Source organism: Caballeronia sp. Lep1P3, from assembly GCF_022879595.1.
Classification (GTDB): domain Bacteria; phylum Pseudomonadota; class Gammaproteobacteria; order Burkholderiales; family Burkholderiaceae; genus Caballeronia.
Window position 1 is genome coordinate 171,636 of the sequence record NZ_CP084265.1, and the last position, 25,040, is coordinate 196,675.

The window sequence follows — 25,040 nt, forward strand, 5'->3', positions numbered from 1 at the left end:
CATCAAGGTAGAACCATCATGGCAGTCAGTGTTTTCGACCTCTTCAAAATCGGCATCGGGCCTTCCAGCTCGCACACCGTCGGACCGATGCGCGCCGCGCTCATGTTCGCGCAATCGCTCGAACGCGACGGGCTGCTCGATGCCGTGGCATCCGTGAAATGCGAGTTGTACGGCTCGCTCGGCGCGACCGGCAAAGGCCACGGCACCGACCGCGGCGTGATGCTCGGCTTGATGGGCGATGCCCCCGATACCGTCGACGCCAGCACCATCGCGCCGCGGCTCGAGGCGGTTCGCGCGTCGCGCACGCTCGCGCTGCTCGGCACGCACGAGATTCCGTTCACGATCAAGGACAACATCGCGTTCTATCGGCAGGCGCTGCCCGAGCATCCCAACGGCATGAAGCTGTATGCGTTCGATGCCGGCGGCCAGCCGTTGCGCGAAGCGACGTACTTGTCCGTGGGCGGCGGCTTCGTCGTGACGGCGGGCGCGCCGAATACCGCCGTGCTCACGGCGCACGAGCAGTTGCCGTATCCCTTCCAGACCGGCGACGAGCTTCTCAGGATGTGCGCCGAGTCCGGCAAGCCGATCGCGCAGCTGATGTGGGAAAACGAACGCGTCTGGCGCAGCGACGACGAGATTCGCACGGGCCTGCTGCGCATCTGGGACGTGATGCAGGACTGCGTCGCGCGGGGATGCGGCATCGGCAATCCGGAAGCGGACGGGCACTTGCCCGGACCGTTTCAGGTGAAGCGCCGAGCGCCGCAGTTGTATCGCGCGCTGGCGGGCAAGCCCGAGCAGGCGCTGCGCGATCCGCTCTCGATGATCGACTGGATCAATCTCTACGCGATCGCGGTGAACGAAGAAAACGCGGTCGGCGGCCGCGTCGTGACCGCGCCCACGAACGGCGCGGCGGGCATCATTCCGGCCGTGCTGCATTACTACGATCGCTTCGTGCCGGGATCGACCGCGCAAGGCGTGATCGATTTCCTGCTGACGGCGGCGGCCATCGGCATTCTGTACAAGATGAACGCGTCGATTTCCGGGGCGGAAGTGGGATGCCAGGGCGAAGTCGGCGTCGCCTGTTCGATGGCGGCGGCGGGCCTCGCGGCGGTGCTCGGCGGCACGCCGGCGCAGGTGGAGAACGCGGCGGAAATCGGCATGGAGCACAACCTCGGGCTCACCTGCGACCCGGTGGGCGGCATGGTGCAGATACCGTGCATCGAACGCAACGCGATGGGCTCGGTGAAGGCGGTCAACGCCGCGCGCATGGCCATGCGTGGCGATGGATCGCACTACGTGTCGCTCGATTCGGTCATCAAGACGATGCGCGAGACCGGCGCGGATATGAAGACGAAGTACAAGGAGACGTCGCGCGGCGGGTTGGCGGTGAATATCGTGGAGTGTTGAGGCGAGGGCGCTTCGGAGCAATGGCTTCGAAGGTCAACTGAAACATTCGGTGAACGAAACGTTTCGCGGCGATGGATACAGATAGAGTAAGTCTGAAGATCGTCAGCCCACCGCATCGCCCGCTTTCCTTCGCTGCGGTGGCCCCTCAGTCGACCCGGGAGAACCGCAATTGCATCCGAAGGACCTTGCCGCTCATAAGAGCGTGCGCAAGCGGCTGACTGCCGCGCCTCGATTCAGCAAGCTGGTGCGTAATGCGTTGCCCAAGCCGTTCAACAGGATTGGCAGACAAGGAAGTCAGACGACAGATCTGCTGGCCGTGTCCGACGATCACTGTGTTCTCTTCATGTGGCACGACGGACCGGAGCGAACGGATCGCTCGTTCTACGGGTATCTGCTGAGCGTTGCGCGAAACGGCGATCTGTATCCGCTCTTCGAGTTCCACTATCATCCTGCTCACAAGGGCCTGCATTGCAAAGTGCCGTGTCAGACGATCGCGGACTACCGGAACCGCTTGCTGCCTGGCGCACCGGAGCTTACCCTGAAGCCGGCTCGCGAGTTCGATCCAGCATCGGAGCACGATCGCGCAGCATTGATCACGGTTTTTTGCAAGGCAGTGGGAATCGAGACGTTGTTCGAAGACGATCGCCAGGCTCGGTTATGGAATTAACGCAAACGCTCAAGCATTGCATTTGCTCGCTATTCGAAGTGCACGCGGATACTAACGGCGTGCAGCGAATCGTCACGCCACTCGAATATTCGGGAACCGGTGACCGGGTGGTCGTGCGGGTTCGGCTTAAGGACGGGGGCTATGTGGTCGATGAGAACGGCGAAGCATGTCTGAATGCAAGCATGTCGGGCGGCGATGTCGAGTCCGCAGCGATTGGCCGATGGTCTCAAGAACTCGCCGAAGCGAGTCCCGCGCGACTCTTCGGCGACGGAGTCATTCGCGCAACCACGCACGCAGAACGACTGATCGCGCCTTATGTGTTTCGCGTGGCGGAAGCCGCGCAGCAACTGTACGCCGTGGCGACTTCACAGGCCGACCGGCAAACCAACAGCGACTTCACAGAGCAGTTAGCGAACGTACTCGCGGAGATCGCACGTGAGCTTTGCGTTCCGCTGCGCTCGGATGTCGAACTGCCCATCTCCGGCGGCTGGGTCGCGGATCACGTCGTCGACATTGAGAAGCCCTTGATTATCATCGGTGCGTCGAGTCCCACGCGGTTACTTGAAGCCGAGATGATCTTCATGCAGTACAAGATGCAGAGTATGAGCGGCTATGTGCTCGCCATTGCGGAGAGCCAAAAGGCGGTCACGAAAAAACAGTTCGAGCGCGCGAGTTACTACACAGACAAGACAGTTGCGTTTGACGCGAAGAACCTCAAAGGCATGATTGCTTCGTCGATTCAGTAAGCGTCGCCCCGTCACCCCCCAATCAGATTAACCACCTTCACATTCCGCGTATCCGGCACTTCCGCATAAGAAAGCACCTTCAACTGCGGCAAGCTCCTGCGCAGGAATCGCGCAAGCATCGCGCGCAGCGAATGCTGCACGAGCAGCACGGGCGGCAGTCCCAGATTCTGCTGACGCAGCATCGCGTTCTGCGTCGAATTCATCAGCGTTTGCGCGAGCCCCGGCTCCAGCCCCGGATTCGGCCCCGTCGATAGCGCCTGCGACAGCACGCGCTCCAGCGTCGGATCGAGGCCCATCACCTGCAGATCGTCGGCGCCGGGATACCACTGCTGCGTGATCGCGCGGCCCAGCGCGAGACGCACGGCCGCCGTGAGCTCGAACGCGTCCGAGATGCGCGGCGCGTGTTCCTGCAGCGCGTCGAGAATGGTCCGCATGTCGCGGATCGGCACGCTTTCGTCGAGCAGGTTCTGAAGCACTTTCTGCAAGGTCGTGAGCGACAGCGTCTTCGGCACGAGATCGTCCGTGAGCGACGGCGTGTCCTTGCCGATGCGCTCGAGCAGCGCCTGCACTTCCTGCCGCCCGAGCAATTCGGCTGCGTGCGTGACGACGAGATGATTCAGATGCGTCGCGACGACCGTGCTCGCATCGACCACGGTGTAGCCATACACCTGCGCCTGTTCGCGCATGTTCGTGTCGATCCAGACCGCCGGCAAACCGAAGGCCGGATCGGTCGTCTGCGTGCCCGGCAGCGTCGCCGAAACCTGCCCCGGATTGATCGCGAGCCATTGTCCCGGAAACGCCTCGCCGATGCCCACTTCCACGCCCTTGAGCGCAATGCGATACCCGTTCGGCCGCAGTTCGAGGTTGTCGCGGATATGAATGACCGGCGGCAAAAAGCCGATTTCCTGCGCGAACTTCTTGCGGATTCCCTTGATGCGCTTGAGCAGTTCGCCATCCGCGTTGCGGTCGACGAGCGGAATGAGCCGGTAGCCGACTTCCAGCCCGAGCGGATCGATGAGCGCGACGTCTTCCCAGCTCGCCTCGGCGTTCTCGGCGGATGCCGCCGCCGCCGACGCGATCGGCGTCACGTCCGTCACCGCGCTCGCCTTCTTCTTCGCTTCGGCGCGCTTGTTCATCGAGCGCGCGGCATAGATGAGGCCGCCGCCCAGCAGCATGAACGCGAAATGCGGCATGCCCGGAATCAGTCCCATCACGCCGATGATGACGCCCGTGATCATCAGCACGCGCGGATTCTGGAACAACTGCCCCGTCAACTGCGTGCCGATGTCCTCTTCCGTCGCGACGCGCGACACGATCACGCCCGCCGCCGTCGAAATGATGAGCGACGGAATCTGCGCAACGAGGCCGTCGCCGATGGTAAGCAGCGTGTAATTGGTCGCGGCGTGCGCGAAGTCCATGTCGTGCTGGAGCATGCCGACGATCAGCCCGCCCACCACGTTGATGACCATGATGAGCAAGCCCGCGATGGCATCGCCGCGCACGAACTTCGACGCGCCGTCCATCGAGCCGTAGAACTCCGCTTCCTGCGCCACGCCCTGACGGCGCTTCTTCGCGGTTTCCTCGTTGATGAGGCCGGCGTTCAGGTCCGCGTCGATCGCCATCTGCTTGCCGGGCATCGCGTCGAGCGTGAAGCGCGCGCCGACTTCCGCGATACGTCCCGCGCCCTTCGTGATGACCATGAAGTTGATGATCATCAGAATCACGAACACGACGATGCCGACCGCGAAGTTCCCGCCGACGAGAAAGTGGCCGAACGATTCGATCACCTGTCCCGCCGCGTCCGGGCCGGTGTGCCCTTGCAGCAGCACGATCCGCGTGGATGCCACGTTCAGCGAGAGCCGCAGCAGCGTGGAAAACAGCAGCACGCTCGGGAACGCCGCGAAGTCGAGCGGCTTTTGCGTGTACATGCTGACGAGCAGCACCATCACCGCGAGCGCGATGTTGAAGGTGAACAGCAGATCGAGCAGAAACGCCGGCAACGGCAGAATCATCATGCCGAGGATCATGCAGATCAGAATCGGACCGGCCAGCGCCCGCAGGTTCTGTGTGCCGAGCGCGTCGGTCCGTTTGGCGAAAAATCCAGCGCGCGCGTTCATGCTGCGGCTCCATCGGTAGTGTTGTCGCCGCTCAGCGCTTCAGCGGCTTCCTGATCGGCGTCGGCGTCGGATACGCCGCCCTTGTCCAGTTCCTTCGGCACGTCGAGATCGGTCGGATCGTCGGGCTTCGCGCCGCCGTCTTCCCGGTAGCGTTTCAACTGGTAGACCCACGCGAGCACTTGCGCGACCGCGCCATAGAGCGCGCCCGGAATCTCGCGGTCGATGTCGACGTTGTGATACAGCGCCCGCGCGAGCGGCGGCGCTTCGAGCAGCGGCACGTTGTTCTCGCGACCCAGCTCGCGGATGCGCGCGGCCACGAGATTCACGCCCTTCGCAACCACGCGCGGCGCGCGCATCTCGCCGTCGGTGTACTTCAGCGCGACGGCGAAGTGCGTCGGGTTCGTCACGATCACATCGGCGGTGGGAATCGCCTGCATCATGCGGCGACGCGCGGCCGCGCGCTGCTGCTGACGGATCTTGCCCTTGATGTGCGGATCGCCTTCGCTTTCCTTGTGCTCGCGCTTCACTTCTTCCTTGCTCATGCGCAGCTTCTTCGCGTGCGACCACATCTGATACGGCACATCGACGGCGGCGACCAGAAAGAGACCGCCGATCGCCATGCCGCAGCACACGACGATCATGTGCAGCGCATCGGCGAGCGCGAGGCCGAGCGGCTTTGTCAGCAGGCCGAGCACTTCGGCCTTGCGGCTCCAGATTGCGGAACCCGCCATGCCGCCGACGACGAGCGTCTTCAGGATCGACATGCCGAGCTGGATCGGCCCCTGCACGGAAAAAATCTTGCCGAGCCCGCTGACGGGATTGAGCCGCCCGAAATTCGGCGCGAGCGGTTTCGTCGTGATGAGCCAGCCGCCGAGCGCCATCGGCGCGGCAAGCGCGGCGAGCGCGGTCATCGCGAGCACCGGCAGCACGGTGAGCATGCCTTCCTTGCCCGCGTTGGCCGCGCCGATCATCATCTGGCGGGTGTCGAGCACGGTGTCGTGGTTGAACGTGAACGCGCCGCGCAGAATGGACTGCAGATGCAGGCTGATCGACCCGGACATGCCCCAGATGCCGAAAAACCCCGCCGCCAGCAACGCGAACGAGGCGAGTTCGCGCGAGCGCGCGACCTGACCTTCCTCCCGCGCCTTTTCCAGGCGCTTGGGAGTGGCTGATTCGGTTTTTTCGAGATCGCTTTCTTCCGCCACCGCGTACTCCGCTCCGTGCTTCGCTTCGTGCTTGATTCGAAACGGCAAAACGCCGCTTTCTGATGCAAGCGATTATTGCGGAAGGCGTCGAGGGGCTATCGGCGGATTAGGTCGGGGAAAACCGGGTTAATCGGCGAATGAGCGCGGCGAGCATGCAAAAGCGGCGCGTGACCTCGAGAGGCCACGCGCCGCTTTTGCGGACCGAGAAACGCGTTACGCGCCCGGCACGCGGCCGTCCGGCCCGTAGAATCCGGCCTTCGACGGCGCGACCTGCAACGCGGCGAGCGCACGGCGGTTGTATTCCATGCGCGTGCGGATCAGCACGCCATTGTTGTTGTTCCCCTGTTTAGCGCGGCGCGCGGCGGCGCACAGGAGCGTCCATTGTTCGCCGATGCGGACATCGCCTTCGGCAGCGGCTTCCATGCCGACGAACCCGCCGGGCAAGCCGAGCGCGCTCAGGTGCGCGTCGCGCTGTTTCTCGAGCCCGCCGATGCGCTCGGTGAGAGCGGTCTTCTGCTCGATGATTCCGGGCAGCGCCGCAAGCGGCTGCGCGGCGATCAGCGCTTTTTCCTCGTGGGCGAGGAGGGCTTCGAAGTCCTGAACGGCGGCGACTTCTTCGATGACAGTGGCAAGCAGGGCGTCTCTCATTGCAGCTCGCTAAAACGCGGGTTGGGTTCAAGCCGCCCGGCGCCGTCCACGTCGCGTTCCGGGCGTGGCCCGGTTCGTCGCGTTCAGCCGCCGGTCGGCGGGGTTCTCGTTTGCAGCAGGTCGCGCGCGGTATTCAAAATGCCGTCGGCGATCTTGCTCGTGTCCATCTTCAGGCTGCCGTCGCGGATCGCGGCCTTGATCGATTCGACTTTCGCCGTATCGATGTCCGAGCCGTTCGATGCGCGCAAGTCCGACGAGAGCGTCGACAGGCTGACCGTCGAGGTCGCGTCCGTCTTCGCGCCGCCCGGCTGCGCGGTGGCTGCGGCAGCTTTCGCATCGCTCTGCGATGCACGTTGCGAGCCATCCGTCAGGCCCGTCACAGCGGTGTTGCTTTTCGATTCGATTTTCACGATGTCCATTCCCGAACGTGTTGAGTCCTTTATCGGCGGGGGGTTTGAAAAACTTTACCCTGCCGGTGAGGACGCGTCGCACGCCGATCCTGGTCATCGGCCGCAAAGCCTTATGGAGTAAGGCTGCGGCAGGTTTGAAACAAAATGCAACAGATTGTTAGGAAACGCACGCTGCGCTTTTACATCCGAATTTCGACCGTCTGGCTGTCCTTCACGACGCCGGTGATGATCTGCCCGCCGGCCGTTTTGACGCGAACCTGCTGGCCGGGCGCGGCGTTGTTCATCGCGCTGCCGTCGGCGGAGATCGAAAAGCCGGAGCCGTCCGCGACTACATGAACCGTCTGCCCGATGGCGACGGAACTCGCCGCGCGCAGCATGTCCGTGCGCAGCGGCAAACCGGCCGCCACGCGCGACAGCGCAACGGCGCCGACCGCCTGCGACGGATCGGTGACGACGGCTTGCGGCATCGCGGTGAGATCGCCGTCGCGGGCGACGAGATCGGCGCTCGCGAGCACTTCGCCCGGCGCGATAGCGCGCGCCGCGAGGTAATACGTCGCGTTGACGGAGATGCGCGCCTGAACGTACAGCGTCCACGGCCGCTCGCCGACACAGCGCACGCCGACGGTCACGCGACCCCACAGGCGCGCGCCGGTCGGCATGAACGGATCGAGCGCGGAGCAGGCGGCGAGGCCGCGCGGGAAGACGGGCGTGACGGCGATTTCGACCTTACCGGGCAAGCCCGCCGTCTGCTGCTGCAGAAACGCGAGGGCGGCGGCGCGCACCGATTCGCCGTCCTGTACCACGGCGGCGGGTGTTTGAGCGGCGGCGGGCGCGAAGCTCACACGCTTCATCGGGGAAACGGCGGCAGCCGCATAATTCGCCGGACGAACCGGCGATGCCGCGCCAGCCGCAATCGGGCGCGCGGCTGCCGCAGAGGCGTCGTCGCGCGTGACGACGACCGGCATCACATCGCGCGATGCCGACGCAACCGGCGCCTTCGGCAACGCCTGTGCCGCCGCGTTCGTACTTGCGGCGGGCTTCGCCTGCCCCGGCCCCGGAATGACGATCATGCCGCCCGCGTCGTCCATGGCGTCGTCGGCGGCCTCGGCGTGCGCTTCCAGCGCGAGCGCGGCGTGACGCATCGCGGCATCGGCGGCTTGCGTCGCCGCGCGATAGTCCGTCACTGGAGCGGGAGCAGGAGCGGGAACCGGAGCCGGCGCGGACGGACGGCTCGCGCCGAGACTCTTCGCCATGTCCGCCACGGCGGCCGGATTCGTTTCGGCGTTGCCCGCAATCGCGATGAAGCCGTCGCTCTGCTGCGCGAACGCGCTCGCCGCGAAGCCGGCGATCAGCGCGATCAGCGAGACGCCCGCCATACCGCGCGAAAGCGACGCCGCGCGCGCCCCGCGCTTCATCGCGATTTCGCGCGCCACGTTCGACGATTGCCTGGCGGACCTGCTCATCACTTGTTCTCCCTCGTCCATCGCGATGCGACGGCTTGCCTGATTCCATCGAGCGCATCGCCGTTCAGGGCGACCGCGCCTCGACCACGACCCAGATTCTAGATAGGCGCCGCCACGCTCAAGCGCCGAATAGAGGCCGCGTTTGCCGGTTATTCATCGGATTAGTAATTGCGCGCCGCTCCTAAGATGCGTGTCATGCAAAAAGCCCCCGTCGATGCGGGCGGCGACAGGCAGAAAGCAAGAACACGCAACACAACGGGACGGAGAACAACCCGATGCTAGACAAGCTCGACAAGGAATTCGCGTTCGGCCGCGAGGCGCTCGATGTGCGCGCTTACCGGCAGGAACTGCTGTCGTCGAATATCGCGAACGCCGACACGCCCGGCTACAAGGCGCGCGACGTCGATTTCTCGACCGCGCTCGCGGGCGCGCTGAAGCAAGGCGGCGGCGCGTCCAACGCCTCGACGCTCAAGATGGCGCAGCCGGTCTCGGTGAGCGCGGGCGCGTCGATGGCCGTGACCGCGCAAGGCCACATGACGGGCACATCGACGCTCGCCGCATCCGGCGGCAGCGCCGACGACTACGGCCGCCTCGCGTATCGCGTGCCGAGCCAGCCTTCGCTCGACGGCAACACGGTCGATCTCGACTCGGAGCGCGTGCAGTTCGCCGACAACGCGCTGCACTTCGAAGCCGGCATGACCGTGCTGAGTTCGCAGATCAAGTCGATGTTGTCCGCCATCACGTCCAATAGCTGAGAAAGACCATGCCCTCCTTGATGAACATCTTCAGCGTCGCCGGTTCCGCGATGTCGGCTCAGGCGCAGCGCCTGAACGTGACCGCGTCGAACCTGGCGAACGCGGACAGCACCACCGGGCCGGACGGCCAGCCGTACAAGGCGAAGCAGGTCGTCTTCGCCGTCGATCCGCTCGGCGGCGCGAAAAGCGGCTCCGGCCAGCAAGTCGGCGGCGTGCAGGTTACGGGCGTCATCGACGATCCGAGCCCCATGAAAACCAGCTATGACCCGAGCAACCCGGCGGCGAACGCGGACGGCTACGTGACGCTGCCGAACGTCGATCCGGTGCAGGAAATGGTCAACATGATTTCCGCGTCGCGTTCCTATCAGGCGAACGTCGAGACGCTCAATACCGCCAAGCAATTGATGCTCAAGACACTGACCATCGGAACCTGAAGGAACGCAACGTGACGACCAACACCACGATAGGCAGCAACGGCACCACCGTGTCGCAGACGCTGCTCGACACCATGAACGGCACGAACTCGTCGAGTTCGGCGAGTTCGTCCAGCAGCACGAGCGGCACGAGCGGCACGTCCGCATCCGACCTGCAGAACACCTTTCTCACGCTGCTCGTGACGCAGCTCAAGAACCAGGACCCGACCAATCCCGCCGACAGCTCGCAGATGACCTCGCAGCTCGCGCAGATCAACACGGTATCGGGCATCGGCCAGTTGAACACGTCGCTCAGCTCGCTCGCGACGCAACTGTCCGCAGGCCAGTCCACGCAGGCCGCGCTGCTCATCGGCTCGAACGTGCTCGCGCCGGGCAACAGCGTGACGGTGTCGAGCGGCGCGTCGTCGAACTTCGGCGTGCAGCTCGCCAACGACGTGAGCGACTTGCAGATCGTCGTGAAGGACAAGTCGGGGAACATCGTCAACACGCTCGATCTCGGCGCGCAGGGCGCGGGCGTCGTGCCGGTGTCGGGATGGACGCCGGTCGATTCGAAGGGCGCGACGCTCGCCGACGGCAGCTACACGATCACCGCGCAAGGCACGATCAACGGCCAGCAGGCAACGGCGACGACGCTGTCGGCTTCGCAGGTCCAGAGCGTCGTGCAGATGTCGGGCGGCACGCCGGGCCTCAAGCTCGCCAACGGTTCGACGGTCGCGCTCTCGAGCGTCGCCTCCATTCTCTGATTCCACTAATTTCGTGACGCCGGGTATCGCCCGGCCTTGAGACAAGACATGAGCTACCAACAAGCACTGAGCGGCCTGGGCGCCGCATCGAGCGATCTCGACGTGATCGGCAACAACATCGCGAACGCGAACACCGTCGGCTTCAAACAAGGCGCGGCGCAGTTCGCGGACATGTACGCGAGCTCGATGGCGACGGCCGTTTCGAACCAGATCGGCATCGGCACGCGCCTCTCGGAAGTGCAGCAGCAGTTTTCGCAAGGCACGATCACCACGACGAATCAGGCGCTCGACGTCGCGATCAACGGCAACGGTTTCTATCAGCTGTCGAACAACGGCTCGGTGGTGTACTCGCGCAACGGCGTGTTCCATCTCGACGACAGCGGCAATATCGTCAACTCGGCGGGCCTGCAACTGATGGGCTACGCAGCCGATTCGGGCGGCGTGGTCAACAGCGCGAGCACGGTTCCGCTCACGGTGCCGACCGCGAACATCGCGCCGACCGCGACGAAGACCATCACCGCCGCGTTCAACCTGAATTCGCAGGACGACGACAAGCCGGTATCAAGTTTCGATCCGACCAACGGCAACACGTACAACGCATCGACTTCCGTGGATGTGTACGACTCGCTCGGCGGCACGCAGAAGGTGTCCGTGTACTTCACCAAGAGCGACACCGGTTCGTGGGAAGCCTTCGCGGGCTATGGCGACCCGGTCTCGACCACGACCGATCTCGGCGCGGTGAGCTTCGATTCCTCGGGCACGCTGACCGGCACGGCGCTGTCCGGAACGTCGACCTCCGGCGTCACGATCCCGACGACGGGCAACAAGTTCACCTTCACGATTCCGAACGGCGCGGACAAGACCACGGGCGCTACGCAGACGCTGACGCTCGATCTCTCCGGCACCACGCAGTACGGCGCGAAGAGCGGCCTCACGAACCTGCATCAGGACGGCAACAGCACGGGCGAACTGACGGGCTTCACCGTCGGCACGGACGGCATGCTGACGGGCAATTACTCTAACGGCGAGACGAAGGCGCTCGGCCAGATCGCGATCGCCAACTTCAACAACCAGAACGGCTTGCAGAACATGGGCGGCAACGTGTACGCGCAGACGGCCGCATCCGGCGCGCCGCAAGTGGGCGTGCCCGGCTCGACGAACCACGGCACGCTGCAGGGCGGCGCGGTGGAGGACTCCAACGTGGATCTGACGAGCGAGCTCGTGAACCTGATCACGGCGCAGCGCAACTATCAGGCGAACGCGCAGACGATCAAGACGCAGCAGACCGTCGATCAGACGCTCATCAATCTGTAAGCACCGTGCGCCAAGCATAGCGAAGAAGGAAGCGATTCATGGACCGTCTGATTTACACCGCGATGACCGGCGCGAGCCAGTCGCTCGAGCAGCAAGCCGTCATCGCGAACAATCTCGCGAATACATCGACGACGGGCTTCAAGGCGCAGCTTGCGGCGTTCCGTCAGGTGCCGATGTCGTTCGAGAACCAGTCCGCCGATGGCTCGACGCGCACCTTTGTGCTGTCGTCGACGCCGACCGCCGATTACTCCGCCGGCCCGATTCAGCAGACCGGCAATCCGCTCGATGTCGCCGTTCAGGGACCGGGCTGGCTGTCCGTGCAGACGGCGGACGGCGGCGAGGCGTACACGCGCGCGGGCAACCTGCATGTGGATCAGAACGGCCAGCTCGTCACCGCGAACAACCTGCCGGTGCTCGGCAACGCCGGACCGCTGTCGGTGCCGCCCGGCGCGGAAGTGACCATCGGCAAGGACGGCACGGTGTCGGCGCTCATTCCCGGCGATCCGCCGACCGCGATCGCCACGGTGGATCAGCTGAAGCTCGTCAATCCCGATGCATCGACGCTCACGCGCGGCGACGATGGCCTCTACCGCACCGCGACCGGCGACCCCGCCGATGCAGACCCGAACGTCGTCGTGGCCGGCGGCGCGCTCGAAGGCAGCAACGTGAACCCGGTCTCCGCGATGGTCTCGATGATTACGAACGCGCGCCAGTTCCAGATGCAGACGAAGCTCATGGAATCGGCGGACCAGAACGAACAGTCGGCCAACAAGCTGCTCAACTTCTCGTAAGCGGCGCACAGAAGCTACACAGGAAACGAAAGAACATGAATCGCTCTCTCTACATCGCCGCGACCGGCATGAATGCGCAGCAGGCGCAGATGGACACGATCTCGAACAACCTTGCCAACGTGAGCACCAACGGCTTCAAGGGCTCGCGCGCGGTGTTCGAGGATCTGCTGTATCAGACCACGCGTCAGCCGGGCGCGAATTCGACGCAGCAAACGGAACTCGCCTCGGGCGTGCAGCTCGGCACCGGCGTGCAGCAGATCGCGACCGAGCGCCTCTACACGCAAGGCAATCTTCAGCAGACGGGCAACTCGAAGGACGTCGCCATCAATGGCCAGGGCTTCTTTCAGGTGACGATGCCCGACGGCACCACGGCCTATACGCGCGACGGCTCGTTCCAGACCAACGCGCAGGGCCAGCTCGTCACGTCGAGCGGCTATCAGTTGAACCCGGCGATCACGATTCCGCAGAACGCGACGTCGATCACCATCGGCTCGGACGGCACGGTGTCGATCACGCAGGCGAACAGCACGGCGGCCACCAACGTCGGCGCGATCCAGCTCGCGACCTTCATCAACCCGGCCGGCCTCGAAGCGCGCGGCGAAAACCTGTTCTCCGAAACGGGCAGCTCCGGCGCGCCGAACGTCTCGCAGCCGGGCTTGAACGGCGCGGGCACGCTGCAGCAGGGCTACGTGGAAGCGTCGAACGTGAACGTCGTGCAGGAACTCGTCAACATGATCCAGACGCAGCGCGCGTATGAGATCAACAGCAAGGCCGTGACCACGTCCGACCAGATGTTGCAGACGCTCTCGCAAATGCAGGTTTGACCCTCTATTCGACCGATTGAAACCGCGAGGACGGCGTCACACTAACGCTTCAATTGCTTCAAACGAGTTATCACGATGTTGCCCAAAACAATCCTCACGCGTGCTTCGATGGCAGTGCTCGTCGCCGCGCTCGCCGCGTGCGGCCTCGTGCCGAAAGAGCCGATCGTCCAGCAGCCGATGACCGCGCGCCCGCCGCAGCCGCCGATGGGCACGCGCTCGCCCGGCGCGATCTACAACGCGGGCTACGCGGGCCGGCCGCTTTTCGAAGACCAGCGTCCGCGCAACGTGGGCGACATCCTGACCATCGTGATCTCGGAGAACGTGAACGCGACGAAGTCGTCGGCGGCGAACACCAATCGCGGCGGCTCCGGCTCGTTCTCGGTGCCGACGACGCCCGGCATCTTCGGCGGGCTTTTCAACAACACGAACCTGTCCGCGACCGGCGCGAACAAGTTCACGGCGGCGGGCGGCGCGAGCGCGGCCAACACGTTCAGCGGCACGCTCACCGTGACCGTCACCGAAGTGCTGCCGAACGGAAACCTGATGGTGAGCGGCGAGAAGCAGATGCTCATCAATCAGGGCAACGAATTCGTGCGCTTTTCGGGCGTCGTCAACCCGACGACGATCTCCGGCAGCAACACCGTCTACTCCACGCAGGTCGCCGACGCAAAGATCGAATACTCCGCGAAGGGCTATATCGACGAAGCGGAGAACATGGGCTGGCTGCAACGCTTCTTCCTCAACGTGGCGCCGTTCTGATCATGAGTCCGCTTCTTCGCTTCCTTTCGTTTTCGCTCGCCGCCGCGCTCGTCGCAATCGGGTCCGCGCAACACGCGCACGCCGAGCGCCTCAAGGATCTCGTCTCGTTCCAGGGCGTGCGCGACAATCCGCTGATCGGTTACGGCCTCGTCGTCGGTCTCGACGGCACCGGCGACCAGACCATGCAGACGCCGTTCACGACGCAATCGCTCACGAACATGCTCGGCAATCTCGGCATCACCGTGAACTCGGCGACGACGCAGAACATGCAGTTGAAGAACGTCGCCGCGGTGATGGTGACGGCCACGCTGCCGCCGTTCGCGCGCCCCGGCGAAGCGATCGACGTCACCGTTTCGTCGCTCGGCAACGCGAAGAGCTTGCGCGGCGGCACGCTGCTGATGTCGCCGTTGAAGGGCGCGGACGGCCAGGTCTATGCGATGGCGCAGGGCAACCTCGTCGTCGGCGGCGCGGGCGCGAGCGCGAACGGCAGCAAGGTGCAGGTCAATCAGCTCGCGGTGGGCCGCATTTCGGCCGGCGCGATCGTCGAGCGCGCGGTGCCGACGGCGTTGCAGCAGCAAGGCGGCACCATGCAGATGGAACTGCGCGAGATGGATTTCGACACGACGCAGCGCATTGTCGCGGCGGTGAACAATCAGTTCGGCATGGGCACGGCGATCGCGCTCGACGGCCGCACCATTCAGCTTCGCGCGCCGCAGGACGCCGCCGAACAGGTTTCGTTCATGGCGCAGTTGCAGAACATCGACGTGCGCCCGGCGCAGGCCGCGGCGAAGGTCATTCTCAATGCGCGCACCGGTTCCATCGTGATGAATCAGATGGTGACGCTGCAGAACTGCGCGGTCGCGCACGGCAATCTGTCGGTGGTCATCAACACGCAGACGGCGGTGAGCCAGCCGAACGCGCTCTCGAACGGGCAGACGGTGGCGGCGAAGCAGTCGCAGATTCAGCTCAAGCAGGACTCGGGCGCGCTCAAGATGCTCTCGGCCGGCGCGAATCTCGCGGATGTCGTGAAGGCGCTCAACGCGCTCGGCGCGACGCCGGCGGACCTCATCTCGATCCTTCAGTCGATGAAGGCGGCGGGCGCGCTGCGCGCCGACCTCGAAATCATCTAAGGGACCACGGCTCATGAACTCGAACTTGACGAGCGGTATCGCCGGCTCCGCGCTGGCATCGACCGATACGAGCAGCGGCTTCGCGAGCCTGTCGAACCGCTTCGCGCTCGACACGCAGGGCTTCGACGCGCTGCGCGCGCAGGCGGGCGCCAATCCGCAGCAGGGCCTGAAGGCGGCGGCGCAGCAGTTCGACGCCGTCTTCACGCAGATGATGCTGAAGAGCATGCGCGACGCGACGCCGTCGGACAGCCCGTTCGATTCCAACGATTCGAAGTCCTTCACCGCGATGCTCGACCAGCAGTTGTCGCAGCAGATGTCGTCGAAGGGCATCGGCGTCGCGGACATGATGCTCAAGCAGTTGATGCGCAACGCGGGCGGCAAGAGCGATGCGGGCGGCGCCAGCGGCGCTGCTGCGACGAACGCGATGAACGCGTTCTCGGGCGGCGGTAGCGGCGGCGACATCGAATCGAATGCGGGCAACATCGCCGCGATGAACGCGATGGCGAAGGCCTATGCGGCGGCGCAGGCCAACCGCAGCGCGGCGTCGCTCGGCGCGGGCAAGGGCTATACGGCGGACAACTCGCTCGAGCCGCCCGTTCATGGCGTCGGTTCCGACAAGGTCAACGCGTTCGTCGAGCGCCTCGCGGCTCCGGCGCAGGCGGCGAGCGCGGCGACGGGCATTCCGGCGCGGTTCATCATCGGCCAGGCGGCGCTGGAATCGGGCTGGGGCAAGCGCGAGATCAAGCACGCGAACGGCGCGACGAGTCACAACATTTTCGGCATCAAGGCGACGCCCGGCTGGACCGGCAAGACCGTCGATTCGATGACGACGGAGTACGTGAACGGCCAGCCGAAGAAGGTCGTGGAGCGCTTTCGCGCCTACGACTCGTATGAGGATGCGCTGACCGATTACGCGAGCGTCATTAAGAACAATCCGCGCTATGCGCCGGTGGTGGAGGCCTCGCGCGACGTCGCGGGCTTTGCGCACGGCATGCAGAAGGCGGGCTACGCGACCGACCCGAACTACGCGCGCAAGCTGATTTCGATCATGCGGCAGATTGCCTGACGAAGCGCGCGGTTCGGTGCGAGCGCGAGTGGCAAACGTTTTACGTCGGAAGGGACGGCGCACCACATAAGATTTTCGCGACGGCCCCTAAACTTTTTAGATGACATGCCGCTAACCCGAGGACGACAGTGCCGGATCGACTGCGATCTGGCAGCCGCGTTGGAGCGAGGGCAGGCGATACGCGGGCAAAATGAACACGGCTAGCACCATGAATACCAATCACAAGCATGACTTTGCCGACGACGATGCGCCGAACGTGGATTTCGGGCGGCGCAATCCGCTGGAGATCGGGGTATCGCTGCGCAATCTCGCGAATCGCGGGGATTTTCTGACGGCGCAATATGGCGACGCGCAGATCGTGACGCGGCTGCTGGATGTCGACGTGACGGCGCACCGGTTCACTTTCGACTGGGGCGGCGTGGCGGGGCAGAACCGCGACGTGCTGCAGGCGCCGAAGCTGATTTTTCACGCCGCGCCGGATGGCGTGCGCGTCGAGTTCACGACTGGCACGCCGAGCGAGGTCGCGTTCGATGGCCGTCCGGCTTTCGAGGCGGACTTCCCGCCGGTGCTGTATTACATGCAGCGTCGCGAGTATTTTCGCGTCGAGGCGCCGGTGCTCGATCCTTATATCTGCAGCGGCTCGTTGTCGGAAGGCGAGCGGTTTCGCTTCGAAGTGCACGATCTTTCGCTGGGCGGCGTTGCGTTGCGCACGACCGACGAGCGCGTTGCGGATCTCGAAATGGGCGTCGTCATTCAGGACGCGGAGCTGCATTTTTCCGCTACCGGGAAAGTCACCGTCGATATGCAGCTCGTTTCGCATCGCGAGTCGACTACTGCCAAGGGCGATCGGCGGTTTACGCTTGGGTTCAAGTTTGTTTCCATGCCGGGGTCGGCTGAGAATACCTTGCAGCGGCTTATCACTCAGCTTGAGATGAAGAGGCGGGCGCTTGCACGTTGAGGGTTTTTTCTTTTTTGTCGGTGCTTAGTTTTGGTGTCGGTCTATTAGCGTTGCCCCTGTGCGGGGCGGCAGTCACTTTCTTTGCTTGGGACCAGAGTAAGGCGCTAAAGCGCCAACTCTGATCGACACAAAGAAAGTAACCAAAGAAAGCAGCTTCTCAGCCCAAAGCATCTACTGTGTGGGCGGCTTGCGGGAAGAGCATTGGCACTCAGCTTATAAACAGCCTTGAATGGCCTTCCGCGCCCGCTGAGCGCCACGTCCTCCGAGCCGCTTGGCTCGTCAAAACCACATCTCCATTTCGCGTTCTCGCCTGCGGTTCGGTCCGAGTTGGAGCGACCGCATGAGCTTTTGCATGGCCCGGCAGTTTGCTCTGCTGCGTGGACAACAGCGCCTACCTTTGCAGACCATCGGTGTTAACGAGCCAAGGGGCTCGCAGGACATGGCGGTCAGCGGGCGCGGAAGGTCATTCAAGGCTGTTTGTTTACCGAGTGCCAATGCTCTTTCCGCAAGCTGCCCACGCCCTAGCTGCTGTGGGCTAGAAAGCTGCTTTCTTTGGTTACTTTCTTTGTGTCGACCAGAGTTGGCGCTTTAGCGCCTTACTCTGGTCCCAAGCAAAGAAAGTGACCCCCGCCCCGGGGAGGGGCGACGCCAATAGACCGACACGAACAATCAGCACCAAAAAAAACAAAGAAATAAGCCCAAAACAACACTCAAATCGCCGAATGGCAAAAAGCCCCCCGTCCGATAATGCAAACCCCGGAAACCGCCGCCTCCGCAAAAGCGAAAAATCCGGCCAAGAAGCACCAAAAGAACCAAACTAAATTTCCCCGGCAAACCGCCGATATAACGTGCAGCCAAGCGGCAGCGCAAGAACCCCGAACGCCGCAGACAAGGATTCGTGCATGTCCAACAACATCTTCAACATCGGTCTTTCCGGTCTGAACGCCGCGCAGTGGGGCCTGACGACGACCGGTCAGAACATCAGCAACGCCGCGACGCCCGGCTATACGCTCGAAAAAGTCGCGTATCAGGAATCGTCCGGCCAGTTCACCGGCTCCGGCTATCTCGGCAACGGCGTGCAGACCGCCACCGTCACGCGTCAGTACAGCCAGTACCTCACGACCCAGGTCAACAGCACGCAGTCGTCGAGCAGCGCCGCCAACACGAACTACACGCTCGTCTCGCAACTCAACAATCTCGTCGGCGATCCGACGCAGGGCATCGCCTCGGGCATCAGCAGTTTCTTCTCCGGCCTGCAATCCGTCGCGAACGATGCGAGCAGCACCGCAACGCGTCAATCGCTCATCAGCGGCGCGCAAACGCTCGCCGATCAGTTCACGTCCGCCGGGCAGCAGTACGACCAGCTGCGCCAAAGCGTCAACACGCAACTGTCGAGCGCGGTCTCGTCGATCAACACGTATTCGCAACAGATCGCCGACCTCAACAAGCAAATCAGCATCGCCACCGCGTCGGGCCAGCAGCCGAACCAGTTGCTCGACCAGCGCGATCAGGCCGTCACCAACCTGAGTTCGATGATCGGCGTGCAAGTCGTGCAGCAGGACGGCAACTACAACGTGTTCATCGGCAACGGGCAGCCGCTCGTCGTCGGCAATACGCAATACGGGCTTCAGACGGTCAATTCGCCGTCGGACCCGAGCGAGCTGACCGTCGCGTTCCAGAGCCGCGACGGTTCCACGCAGACGGCCGCGCAAACGCAGTACATCGACAACTCCGCGCTCACGGGCGGCGTGGTCGGCGGGCTGATCGACTTCCGCACGCAGACGCTCGACCCCGCGCAGGCGCAGCTCGGCGCGATCGCCACCAGCTTCGCCGCGCAACTCAACGGACAAAATGCGCTCGGCCTCGATCTCAACGGCAACGCGGGCGGCGCGCTCTTCTCCGCCGGCCAGCCGGCCATCTACGCCGACGCGCGCAACAAGGGCGACGGCAGCGTCGCCGTCTCGTTCGACGATCCGACCAAGCCGACCACCGGCGATTACGCCGTCACCTTCAACGGCACGGATTACGACGTCACGGACCGCGCCTCGGGCAAGTCGCTCGGCAGCTTCTCGCAGACGGACGGCAGCGGCAGCGTCGACGGCATGACCATCACCGTGTCCGGCACCATGAAAGCGGGCGATTCGTTCACCATCCAGCCGACGCGCAGCGCGCTCGACAACTTCGCGCTCGCGACGACGAGCGCGGGCGCGATCGCGGCTGCGTCGCCGGCGGTGACGTCCGCGGCGACCACGAACACGGGCACGGCCTCGATCACGTCGGCGAGCGTGGCGGCGGGCTACACGGCGGTGCCGTCCGGCGGCATCCAGCTTACGTATGACAAGTCGGCGGCCGGGTTCACGTCGAACGTGGATGTGACGGTCGGCGGCGTCCCGTATCAGGCGAACCAGACGATTCCCTACAGCGCATCGACGGGCATCACCGTGAGCGCGGGCGGCATCAGCGCGACGGTGAGCGGCACGCCCGCCGACAAGGACGTCTTCAGCATCGACGCGAACAAGGGCGGCACGAGCGACGGCACCAATGCGCTCGCCATGTCGAACCTCGTTTCGGCGAAGTCGCTCAACGGCGGCACCGACACGCTCACGAGCTCGTATGCGGGCTACGTGAACGATATCGGCAACCAGACGAACCAGCTCAAGGCGGCGAGTTCGTCGCAGACGGCGCTGCTCAATCAGGCGACCTCGGCGCAGCAATCCGTGCAGGGCGTGAACCTGAACGAAGAAGCGGCGAACCTGATTCAGTATCAGCAGCTTTACCAGGCGAACAGCAAGGTCATTCAGACGGCGTCCACGCTCTTCCAGACGCTGCTCGGCATCTTCAACTGAGGCAACTCGCGATGCGTATTTCCAGCTCCCAGTACTTCAACATGAACGTCGCTTCGATGAGCGACCAGCAGAGCACGCTCGCGTCGATGTATCAGCAGATCTCGTCGGGCAAGCGCATTCTGACGGCATCGGACGATCCGCTCGGCGCGGCGCAGGCCGTGCAGCTCACGATGCGAAGCGGCGCGCTCACGCAATACAGCTCGAACCAGACGACGGCGCTTTCGTCGCTGCAGCAGGAAGATTCGACGCTCGGCGACGTCAGCAACGTGCTGCAGAGCATTCAGTCGAAGCTCGTGCAGGCGGGCGACGGCTCGCTCACGGACGCGGACCGCATATCGGTGGCGAACGCGATTCAGGGCTACCGCGACCAGCTTTTCGGCTTGGCGAACACCACGGATAGCGGCGGCAACTACATCTTTTCCGGCCTGAAGGGCGGCACGCAGCCGTTCTCCGACGACCCGTCGGGCGTCGGCACGACGTATTCGGGCGATCTCGGCCAGCGCACGGTGCAGATCAGCGAGGGACGTTCGATCGCCGTGGGCGACACGGGCGTATCGATTTTCGGCAGCGTGTCGCCGACGGAGAGCGATCCCGTATCGAGCGCGGCTTCGAACAAGGGCACGGGCACGATCAGCGCGGTGAGCGTGTCGGACGCGAGCGATCCGAAGAACGCGAGCACGTACACGATCCAGTTCGCCATGGACGCGACCACCGGCACGATGGGCTACACGGTGGCGGCCCAGCCGGCGGACGCATCGCTGCCGACGACGCCGACCGCCTACACGGGCAAGACCGACATCACGCTGGGCGGCCAGAAGGTGACGATCGACGGCACGCCGAGCGATGGCGATTCGTTCACGGTGCAGCCCGCGGCGTCGGGCAACAACGACATTTTCGCGACGCTCGACAATTTGGTGAATGCGCTCAAGCAGCCGACGGGTTCTCCCGCGGCGCAGGCCACGCTCACCAACGCGCTGACGACGGCGGGCACGAAGATCGGCAATACGTTCAACAATGTGCTGTCGGCGCAGACGGTTGTCGGCGGACGCGAACAGGAAGTGCAGTCTGCGCAGACTGCCATGCAGACCAGTCAGACGCAGACGGCTTCCGATATCGCCAATCTCACTAGTCTCGATCTCGTTTCTGCTATCAGTTCGTATGAGTTGACGCAGAATTCGCTTCAGGCCGCGCAGATGGCTTTTTCTCAGATTCAGAAGATGTCGTTGTTTGATTATTTGAGTAGTTGACGGGTTTTTTCTTGGTGCTTGGGTTTTTGGTGCTTCTTTTTCGGTGCTTAGATTTCGTGTCGGTTTATTAGCGTTGCCCCTCCCCGGGGCGGGGGTCGCTTTCTTTGCTTGGGACCAGAGTGAGGCGCTAAAGCGCCAACTCTGGTCGACACAAATAAAGTAACCAAAGAAAGCAGCTTCTCGGCCCGCAGTAGCTAGTGCGTGGGCAGCTCCCGGAACGGCATTGGCATTCAGCCAATAAAGAGCCTTGAATGACCTTCCGCGCCCGCTGAGCGCCACGTCCTGCGAGCCGCTTGGCTCGTCAAAACCACTCTCCCATTTCGCGTTCTCGCCTGCGGTTCGGGCCTGTTGGAGCGAACCGCATTGGCGTTTGAGACACCGGCAGTTTCCTTGCTGTAGACGCTAACGCGAGCAAGCGCGCTTACCCTTGCAAACCCTGGGTGTTAGCGAGCCAAGGGGCTCGCAGGACGTGGCGCTCAGCGGGCGTGGAAGAGCATTCAAGGCTGTTGATTAGTTAGATTGCCACCGTCTTGCCGGAAGCTGCTCACACGCTAGATGCTGCGGGCTCGAAAAGCTGCTCTCTTTGGTTACTTTCTTTGCAGCAGCAAAGAAAGTGACCCCCGCCCCGGGGAGGGGCAACGCTAATAGACCGACGCGAAAACTAAGCACCGAAACAAAGCACCGAACAGACCGACACGAAAAACTAAGCATCAAAAAAAGCACCACCCCCCCCCGCCCCGGGGAAAGAAACGAGCAACACCCTGTTCAACTCCCGAATTCGCCCCAAAAACCCCCTCTGTTCAACCCATCACGCCCCCCCGCGATAGCGAACAATGCACCCTATCGAAAGAGGCACGCATTCATGGCTACCACGACCGCAAACCAGCAACCCATCGTTCCCGCGAAGAACGGCAAGCTCAAACGCATTCTGATCATCGCCATCGGGGCGACCGCGCTTCTCGGCGCCGGCGCAGGAACCGCGTACTTCGTCATCGGCAAGACCGGTCACGGGGCCGCGAAACCCGTGCCCGTGCCGCCGCCCGTGTTCTTCCCGCTCGATTCGCTGACCGTCAACCTGCAAGCCGACGACGGCATCATGCATTACCTGCGCGTCGGCCTTACGCTCAAGCTCAAGAACGAAAAAGCGCAGGCCGCGCTCACCGAGCGCATGCCGGAAATCCGCAGCCGCGTGCTGCTGCTGCTCTCGGCGAAGCATCCCGAAGAGCTCGCCACCATCGACGGCAAGCGCAAGCTCGCAAGCGAACTGCGCACCGCCGTCGAAACGGCGGGCAGCACCGTCGATCAACCCGCGCACGTCGACGAAGTGCTCTTCACCGAATTCGTCGTTCAGTAAGCGCCCGTATTTCACTCAAGCAACGGAAAGAGTCATGGGCCACGAAGAGTTCATGTCGCAAGAGGAGGTCGATGCCCTCCTCAAAGGCGTCACCGGCGAGATCGACCAGGAGTCCGACGAGAAAAAACCCGTCGGCGTGCGCCCGTACAACATCGCGACGCAGGAACGCATCGTCCGCGGCCGGATGCCCGGCCTCGAAATCATCAACGACCGTTTCGCGCGTCTCATGCGCGTCGGCATCTTCAACTTCATGCGGCGCTCCGCGGAAATCTCCGTCGGGCCGGTGAAGGTGCAGAAATACAGCGAATTCACGCGCAATCTGCCGATTCCGACCAACCTGAACCTGGTCCATGTGAAGCCGTTGCGCGGCACGTCGCTGTTCGTGTTCGACCCGAACCTCGTGTTCTTCGTCGTCGACAATCTCTTCGGCGGCGACGGGCGCTTTCATACGCGCGTCGAAGGCCGCGAGTTCACGCAGACCGAACAGCGCATCATCCACAAGCTGCTCAATCTCGTGTTCGAACACTATTCGGCATCGTGGCGCAGCGTGCGCCCGCTGCAGTTCGAATACATGCGCTCGGAAATGCACACGCAGTTCGCCAACGTCGCGACGCCCAACGAAATCGTCATCGTGACGCAGTTCACGATCGAATTCGGCTCGACGGGCGGCACGCTGCACATCTGCTTCCCGTACTCGATGATCGAGCCGATCCGCGATGTGCTCTCGTCGCCGATCCAGGGCGAAGCGCTCGAAGTCGATCGCCGCTGGGTGCGCGTGCTGTCGCAGCAGGTGCAATCGGCGGAAGTGGAGCTGACGGTCGATCTCGCGGAGATTCGCTCGTCGTTCGAAAAGCTGCTCAACATGCGCGCGGGCGATGTATTGCCGATCGACATCCCCGAGCACGTCGTCGCGAAGGTGGATGGCGTGCCCGTCATGGAATGCGGCTACGGAATTTTCAATGGTCAATACGCGCTGCGCGTCCAGAAGATGATCAGCGCAAGCGATTCCTCGAAGGAAGGTAGTTATGAGTGATTTGATGCAGGAAGGCACGCAGCCGGGCGCGACCGTTTCGACGGACGACGAAATGGCAATGGACGACTGGGCAGCCGCGCTCGCCGAACAGAACGGCAACGAAACGCCGGTGACGTCGGCAGGCGTGTTCCAGCCGCTCTCCAAGGCGGCGGCACCCTCGACGCGCAACGACATCGAGATGATTCTCGACATCCCCGTGCAAATGACGGTGGAACTCGGCCGCACGAAGATCGCGATTCGCAACCTGCTGCAACTCGCGCAAGGTTCGGTCGTGGAACTCGACGGTCTCGCCGGCGAGCCGATGGACGTGCTGGTGAACGGCTGTCTCATCGCGCAGGGCGAAGTGGTCGTGGTGAACGACAAGTTCGGCATTCGCCTGACGGACATCATCACGCCGTCCGAACGCATCCGGAAGCTGAATCGATGAAACGCCTGGCCGCAGGGTTTCTGGCAGCGCCGCTCGTCGCGCGCGCAGCCGACATGAACGCCGTCAATCATGCCGCGCAAATCGCGTCGGGCGTCGGCGCGGGAAGCGCGGTGCCGTCGCTCGGCTTCGGCGCGGTGCTGCAAACGCTCGTCGGGCTCGTCGTCGTGATCGGCTTCGTGTTCGGCTGCGCGTGGCTCGCCCGCAAGTTCGGGCTTCAGGGCGGCAAGCGCAGCGGGCTCGTGAAGGTGGTCGGCGGCGCATCGCTCGGCAACAAGGAGCGCGTGGCGGTCGTCGAAGTCGGCGATACGTGGCTCGTGCTCGGCGCGGGTCCGGGCAACGTGCGGCTTCTGCATACGATGCCCGCCGGTTCCGCCGACGTGGACGGCATCGGCGAGCGGGCCGCGTCGCCCGATCAGCCGCTGCAAGGCTCGTTCGGCCAGCGCTTTCGCGATGCAATGCACGGCGAAGCGAGCAAGCGTCTCCAGAAGCTCGTCGGCTCCGGCAAATAACGCGGCTTTCGAAACAACACGACGGGCGTGCTCCGCAAGGGCCACGCCCGTTTTTCATTCGAGGAACCTGCCCTTCGCAATGGAGCGAGTTGGCGCCGAATCTCCCTTCTGTTCGCGCCATCGTTTCGCGAAGGGATGGTCAACAATTCACGCTATCGAAAGAGGCAGGAATTCATGGCTATCACGT

General features: G+C 63.7%; 24 protein-coding genes. 19 read left to right on the plus strand and 5 right to left on the minus strand.

The genetic code is table 11. The features are described from left to right. Positions 1-18: 18 nt before the first annotated feature. The 3 genes from LDZ27_RS00730 (at position 19) to LDZ27_RS00740 (ending at position 2,820) form a co-directional block, all read left to right on the plus strand. Entirely contained in the window at positions 19-1,407 is a 1,389-nt protein-coding gene (locus LDZ27_RS00730) for an L-serine ammonia-lyase (RefSeq protein ID WP_244814889.1), read from the plus strand. A 169-nt stretch (positions 1,408-1,576) separates the two neighbouring features. After that, positions 1,577-2,074, plus strand: a complete 498-nt coding sequence (locus LDZ27_RS00735; protein WP_244814890.1) for a hypothetical protein — start codon at positions 1,577-1,579, stop codon at positions 2,072-2,074. A 59-nt stretch (positions 2,075-2,133) separates the two neighbouring features. Further along, positions 2,134-2,820 carry a hypothetical protein gene (locus LDZ27_RS00740; RefSeq protein ID WP_244814891.1) on the plus strand — a complete coding sequence of 229 codons (687 nt, stop codon included), beginning with the start codon at positions 2,134-2,136 and terminating at the stop codon, positions 2,818-2,820. Positions 2,821-2,831: 11 nt separating this feature from the next. Here LDZ27_RS00740 and flhA read toward each other — a convergent pair whose 3' ends face one another. The 5 genes from flhA to flgA form a co-directional block, all read right to left on the minus strand. After that, a complete protein-coding gene (gene flhA / locus LDZ27_RS00745; RefSeq protein WP_244814892.1) occupies positions 2,832-4,937 on the minus strand; it encodes a flagellar biosynthesis protein FlhA in 2,106 nt (701 codons plus the stop codon). Further along, positions 4,934-6,142: a flagellar biosynthesis protein FlhB gene (gene flhB / locus LDZ27_RS00750; protein WP_244816003.1), complete on the minus strand. Its 1,209-nt coding sequence runs from the start codon at positions 6,140-6,142 to the stop codon at positions 4,934-4,936. The genes flhA and flhB overlap by 4 nt, the downstream gene beginning before the upstream one ends. A 213-nt stretch (positions 6,143-6,355) precedes the next feature. Then, positions 6,356-6,790, minus strand: coding sequence for a flagella synthesis protein FlgN (locus LDZ27_RS00755; protein ID WP_244814893.1), 435 nt, complete (start codon positions 6,788-6,790; stop codon positions 6,356-6,358). A gap of 83 nt (positions 6,791-6,873) precedes the next feature. Continuing rightward, positions 6,874-7,209 (minus strand): flagellar biosynthesis anti-sigma factor FlgM, encoded by a 336-nt coding sequence (gene flgM, locus LDZ27_RS00760; protein WP_244814894.1) that lies wholly within the window; start codon positions 7,207-7,209, stop codon positions 6,874-6,876. Positions 7,210-7,379: 170 nt separating this feature from the next. After that, complete coding sequence (gene flgA / locus LDZ27_RS00765; protein WP_244814895.1) at positions 7,380-8,663, minus strand: flagellar basal body P-ring formation chaperone FlgA; 1,284 nt, start codon at positions 8,661-8,663, stop codon at positions 7,380-7,382. 275 nt (positions 8,664-8,938) lie between these two features. On the opposite strand from flgA, the gene flgB reads away from it, so the two are divergent. The 16 genes from flgB (at position 8,939) to fliO (ending at position 24,853) form a co-directional block, all read left to right on the plus strand. Further along, positions 8,939-9,418, plus strand: a complete 480-nt coding sequence (gene flgB, locus LDZ27_RS00770) for a flagellar basal body rod protein FlgB (protein WP_244814896.1) — start codon at positions 8,939-8,941, stop codon at positions 9,416-9,418. An 8-nt stretch (positions 9,419-9,426) separates the two neighbouring features. Beyond that, entirely contained in the window at positions 9,427-9,852 is a 426-nt protein-coding gene (flgC, locus tag LDZ27_RS00775; RefSeq protein ID WP_035962196.1) for a flagellar basal body rod protein FlgC, read from the plus strand. Positions 9,853-9,863: 11 nt separating this feature from the next. Next, complete coding sequence (locus tag LDZ27_RS00780) at positions 9,864-10,595, plus strand: flagellar hook assembly protein FlgD (RefSeq protein WP_244814897.1); 732 nt, start codon at positions 9,864-9,866, stop codon at positions 10,593-10,595. 48 nt (positions 10,596-10,643) lie between these two features. Further along, positions 10,644-11,909 (plus strand): flagellar hook protein FlgE, encoded by a 1,266-nt coding sequence (gene flgE / locus LDZ27_RS00785; protein ID WP_244814898.1) that lies wholly within the window; start codon positions 10,644-10,646, stop codon positions 11,907-11,909. Positions 11,910-11,947: 38 nt separating this feature from the next. After that, entirely contained in the window at positions 11,948-12,700 is a 753-nt protein-coding gene (gene flgF, locus LDZ27_RS00790; protein WP_244814899.1) for a flagellar basal-body rod protein FlgF, read from the plus strand. 35 nt (positions 12,701-12,735) lie between these two features. Beyond that, the gene (flgG, locus tag LDZ27_RS00795; protein WP_244814900.1) at positions 12,736-13,524 is read left to right on the plus strand and encodes a flagellar basal-body rod protein FlgG; all 789 of its coding nucleotides are present in this window, start codon (positions 12,736-12,738) and stop codon (positions 13,522-13,524) included. Positions 13,525-13,599: 75 nt separating this feature from the next. Beyond that, entirely contained in the window at positions 13,600-14,283 is a 684-nt protein-coding gene (gene flgH, locus LDZ27_RS00800; RefSeq protein ID WP_244814901.1) for a flagellar basal body L-ring protein FlgH, read from the plus strand. A gap of 2 nt (positions 14,284-14,285) precedes the next feature. Next, on the plus strand, positions 14,286-15,413 hold the full coding sequence (locus LDZ27_RS00805) for a flagellar basal body P-ring protein FlgI (RefSeq protein WP_244814902.1): 1,128 nt from the start codon (positions 14,286-14,288) through the stop codon (positions 15,411-15,413). A 13-nt stretch (positions 15,414-15,426) separates the two neighbouring features. Next, positions 15,427-16,479 (plus strand): flagellar assembly peptidoglycan hydrolase FlgJ, encoded by a 1,053-nt coding sequence (flgJ, locus tag LDZ27_RS00810; RefSeq protein WP_244814903.1) that lies wholly within the window; start codon positions 15,427-15,429, stop codon positions 16,477-16,479. Between the two features lie 208 nt (positions 16,480-16,687). Then, complete coding sequence (locus LDZ27_RS00815; RefSeq protein ID WP_244814904.1) at positions 16,688-17,437, plus strand: flagellar brake protein; 750 nt, start codon at positions 16,688-16,690, stop codon at positions 17,435-17,437. 902 nt (positions 17,438-18,339) lie between these two features. After that, positions 18,340-20,283 (plus strand): flagellar hook-associated protein FlgK, encoded by a 1,944-nt coding sequence (gene flgK, locus LDZ27_RS00820; RefSeq protein ID WP_244814905.1) that lies wholly within the window; start codon positions 18,340-18,342, stop codon positions 20,281-20,283. A gap of 11 nt (positions 20,284-20,294) precedes the next feature. Beyond that, a complete protein-coding gene (gene flgL, locus LDZ27_RS00825) occupies positions 20,295-21,530 on the plus strand; it encodes a flagellar hook-associated protein FlgL (RefSeq protein WP_244814906.1) in 1,236 nt (411 codons plus the stop codon). Between the two features lie 862 nt (positions 21,531-22,392). Then, complete coding sequence (fliL, locus tag LDZ27_RS00830) at positions 22,393-22,884, plus strand: flagellar basal body-associated protein FliL (protein ID WP_244814907.1); 492 nt, start codon at positions 22,393-22,395, stop codon at positions 22,882-22,884. Between the two features lie 34 nt (positions 22,885-22,918). After that, complete coding sequence (gene fliM / locus LDZ27_RS00835; protein WP_244814908.1) at positions 22,919-23,917, plus strand: flagellar motor switch protein FliM; 999 nt, start codon at positions 22,919-22,921, stop codon at positions 23,915-23,917. Then, the gene (gene fliN, locus LDZ27_RS00840; protein ID WP_244814909.1) at positions 23,910-24,344 is read left to right on the plus strand and encodes a flagellar motor switch protein FliN; all 435 of its coding nucleotides are present in this window, start codon (positions 23,910-23,912) and stop codon (positions 24,342-24,344) included. Before fliM ends, fliN begins: the two co-directional genes overlap by 8 nt. Continuing rightward, entirely contained in the window at positions 24,341-24,853 is a 513-nt protein-coding gene (fliO, locus tag LDZ27_RS00845) for a flagellar biosynthetic protein FliO (RefSeq protein ID WP_244814910.1), read from the plus strand. Before fliN ends, fliO begins: the two co-directional genes overlap by 4 nt. Positions 24,854-25,040: the final 187 nt, after the last annotated feature.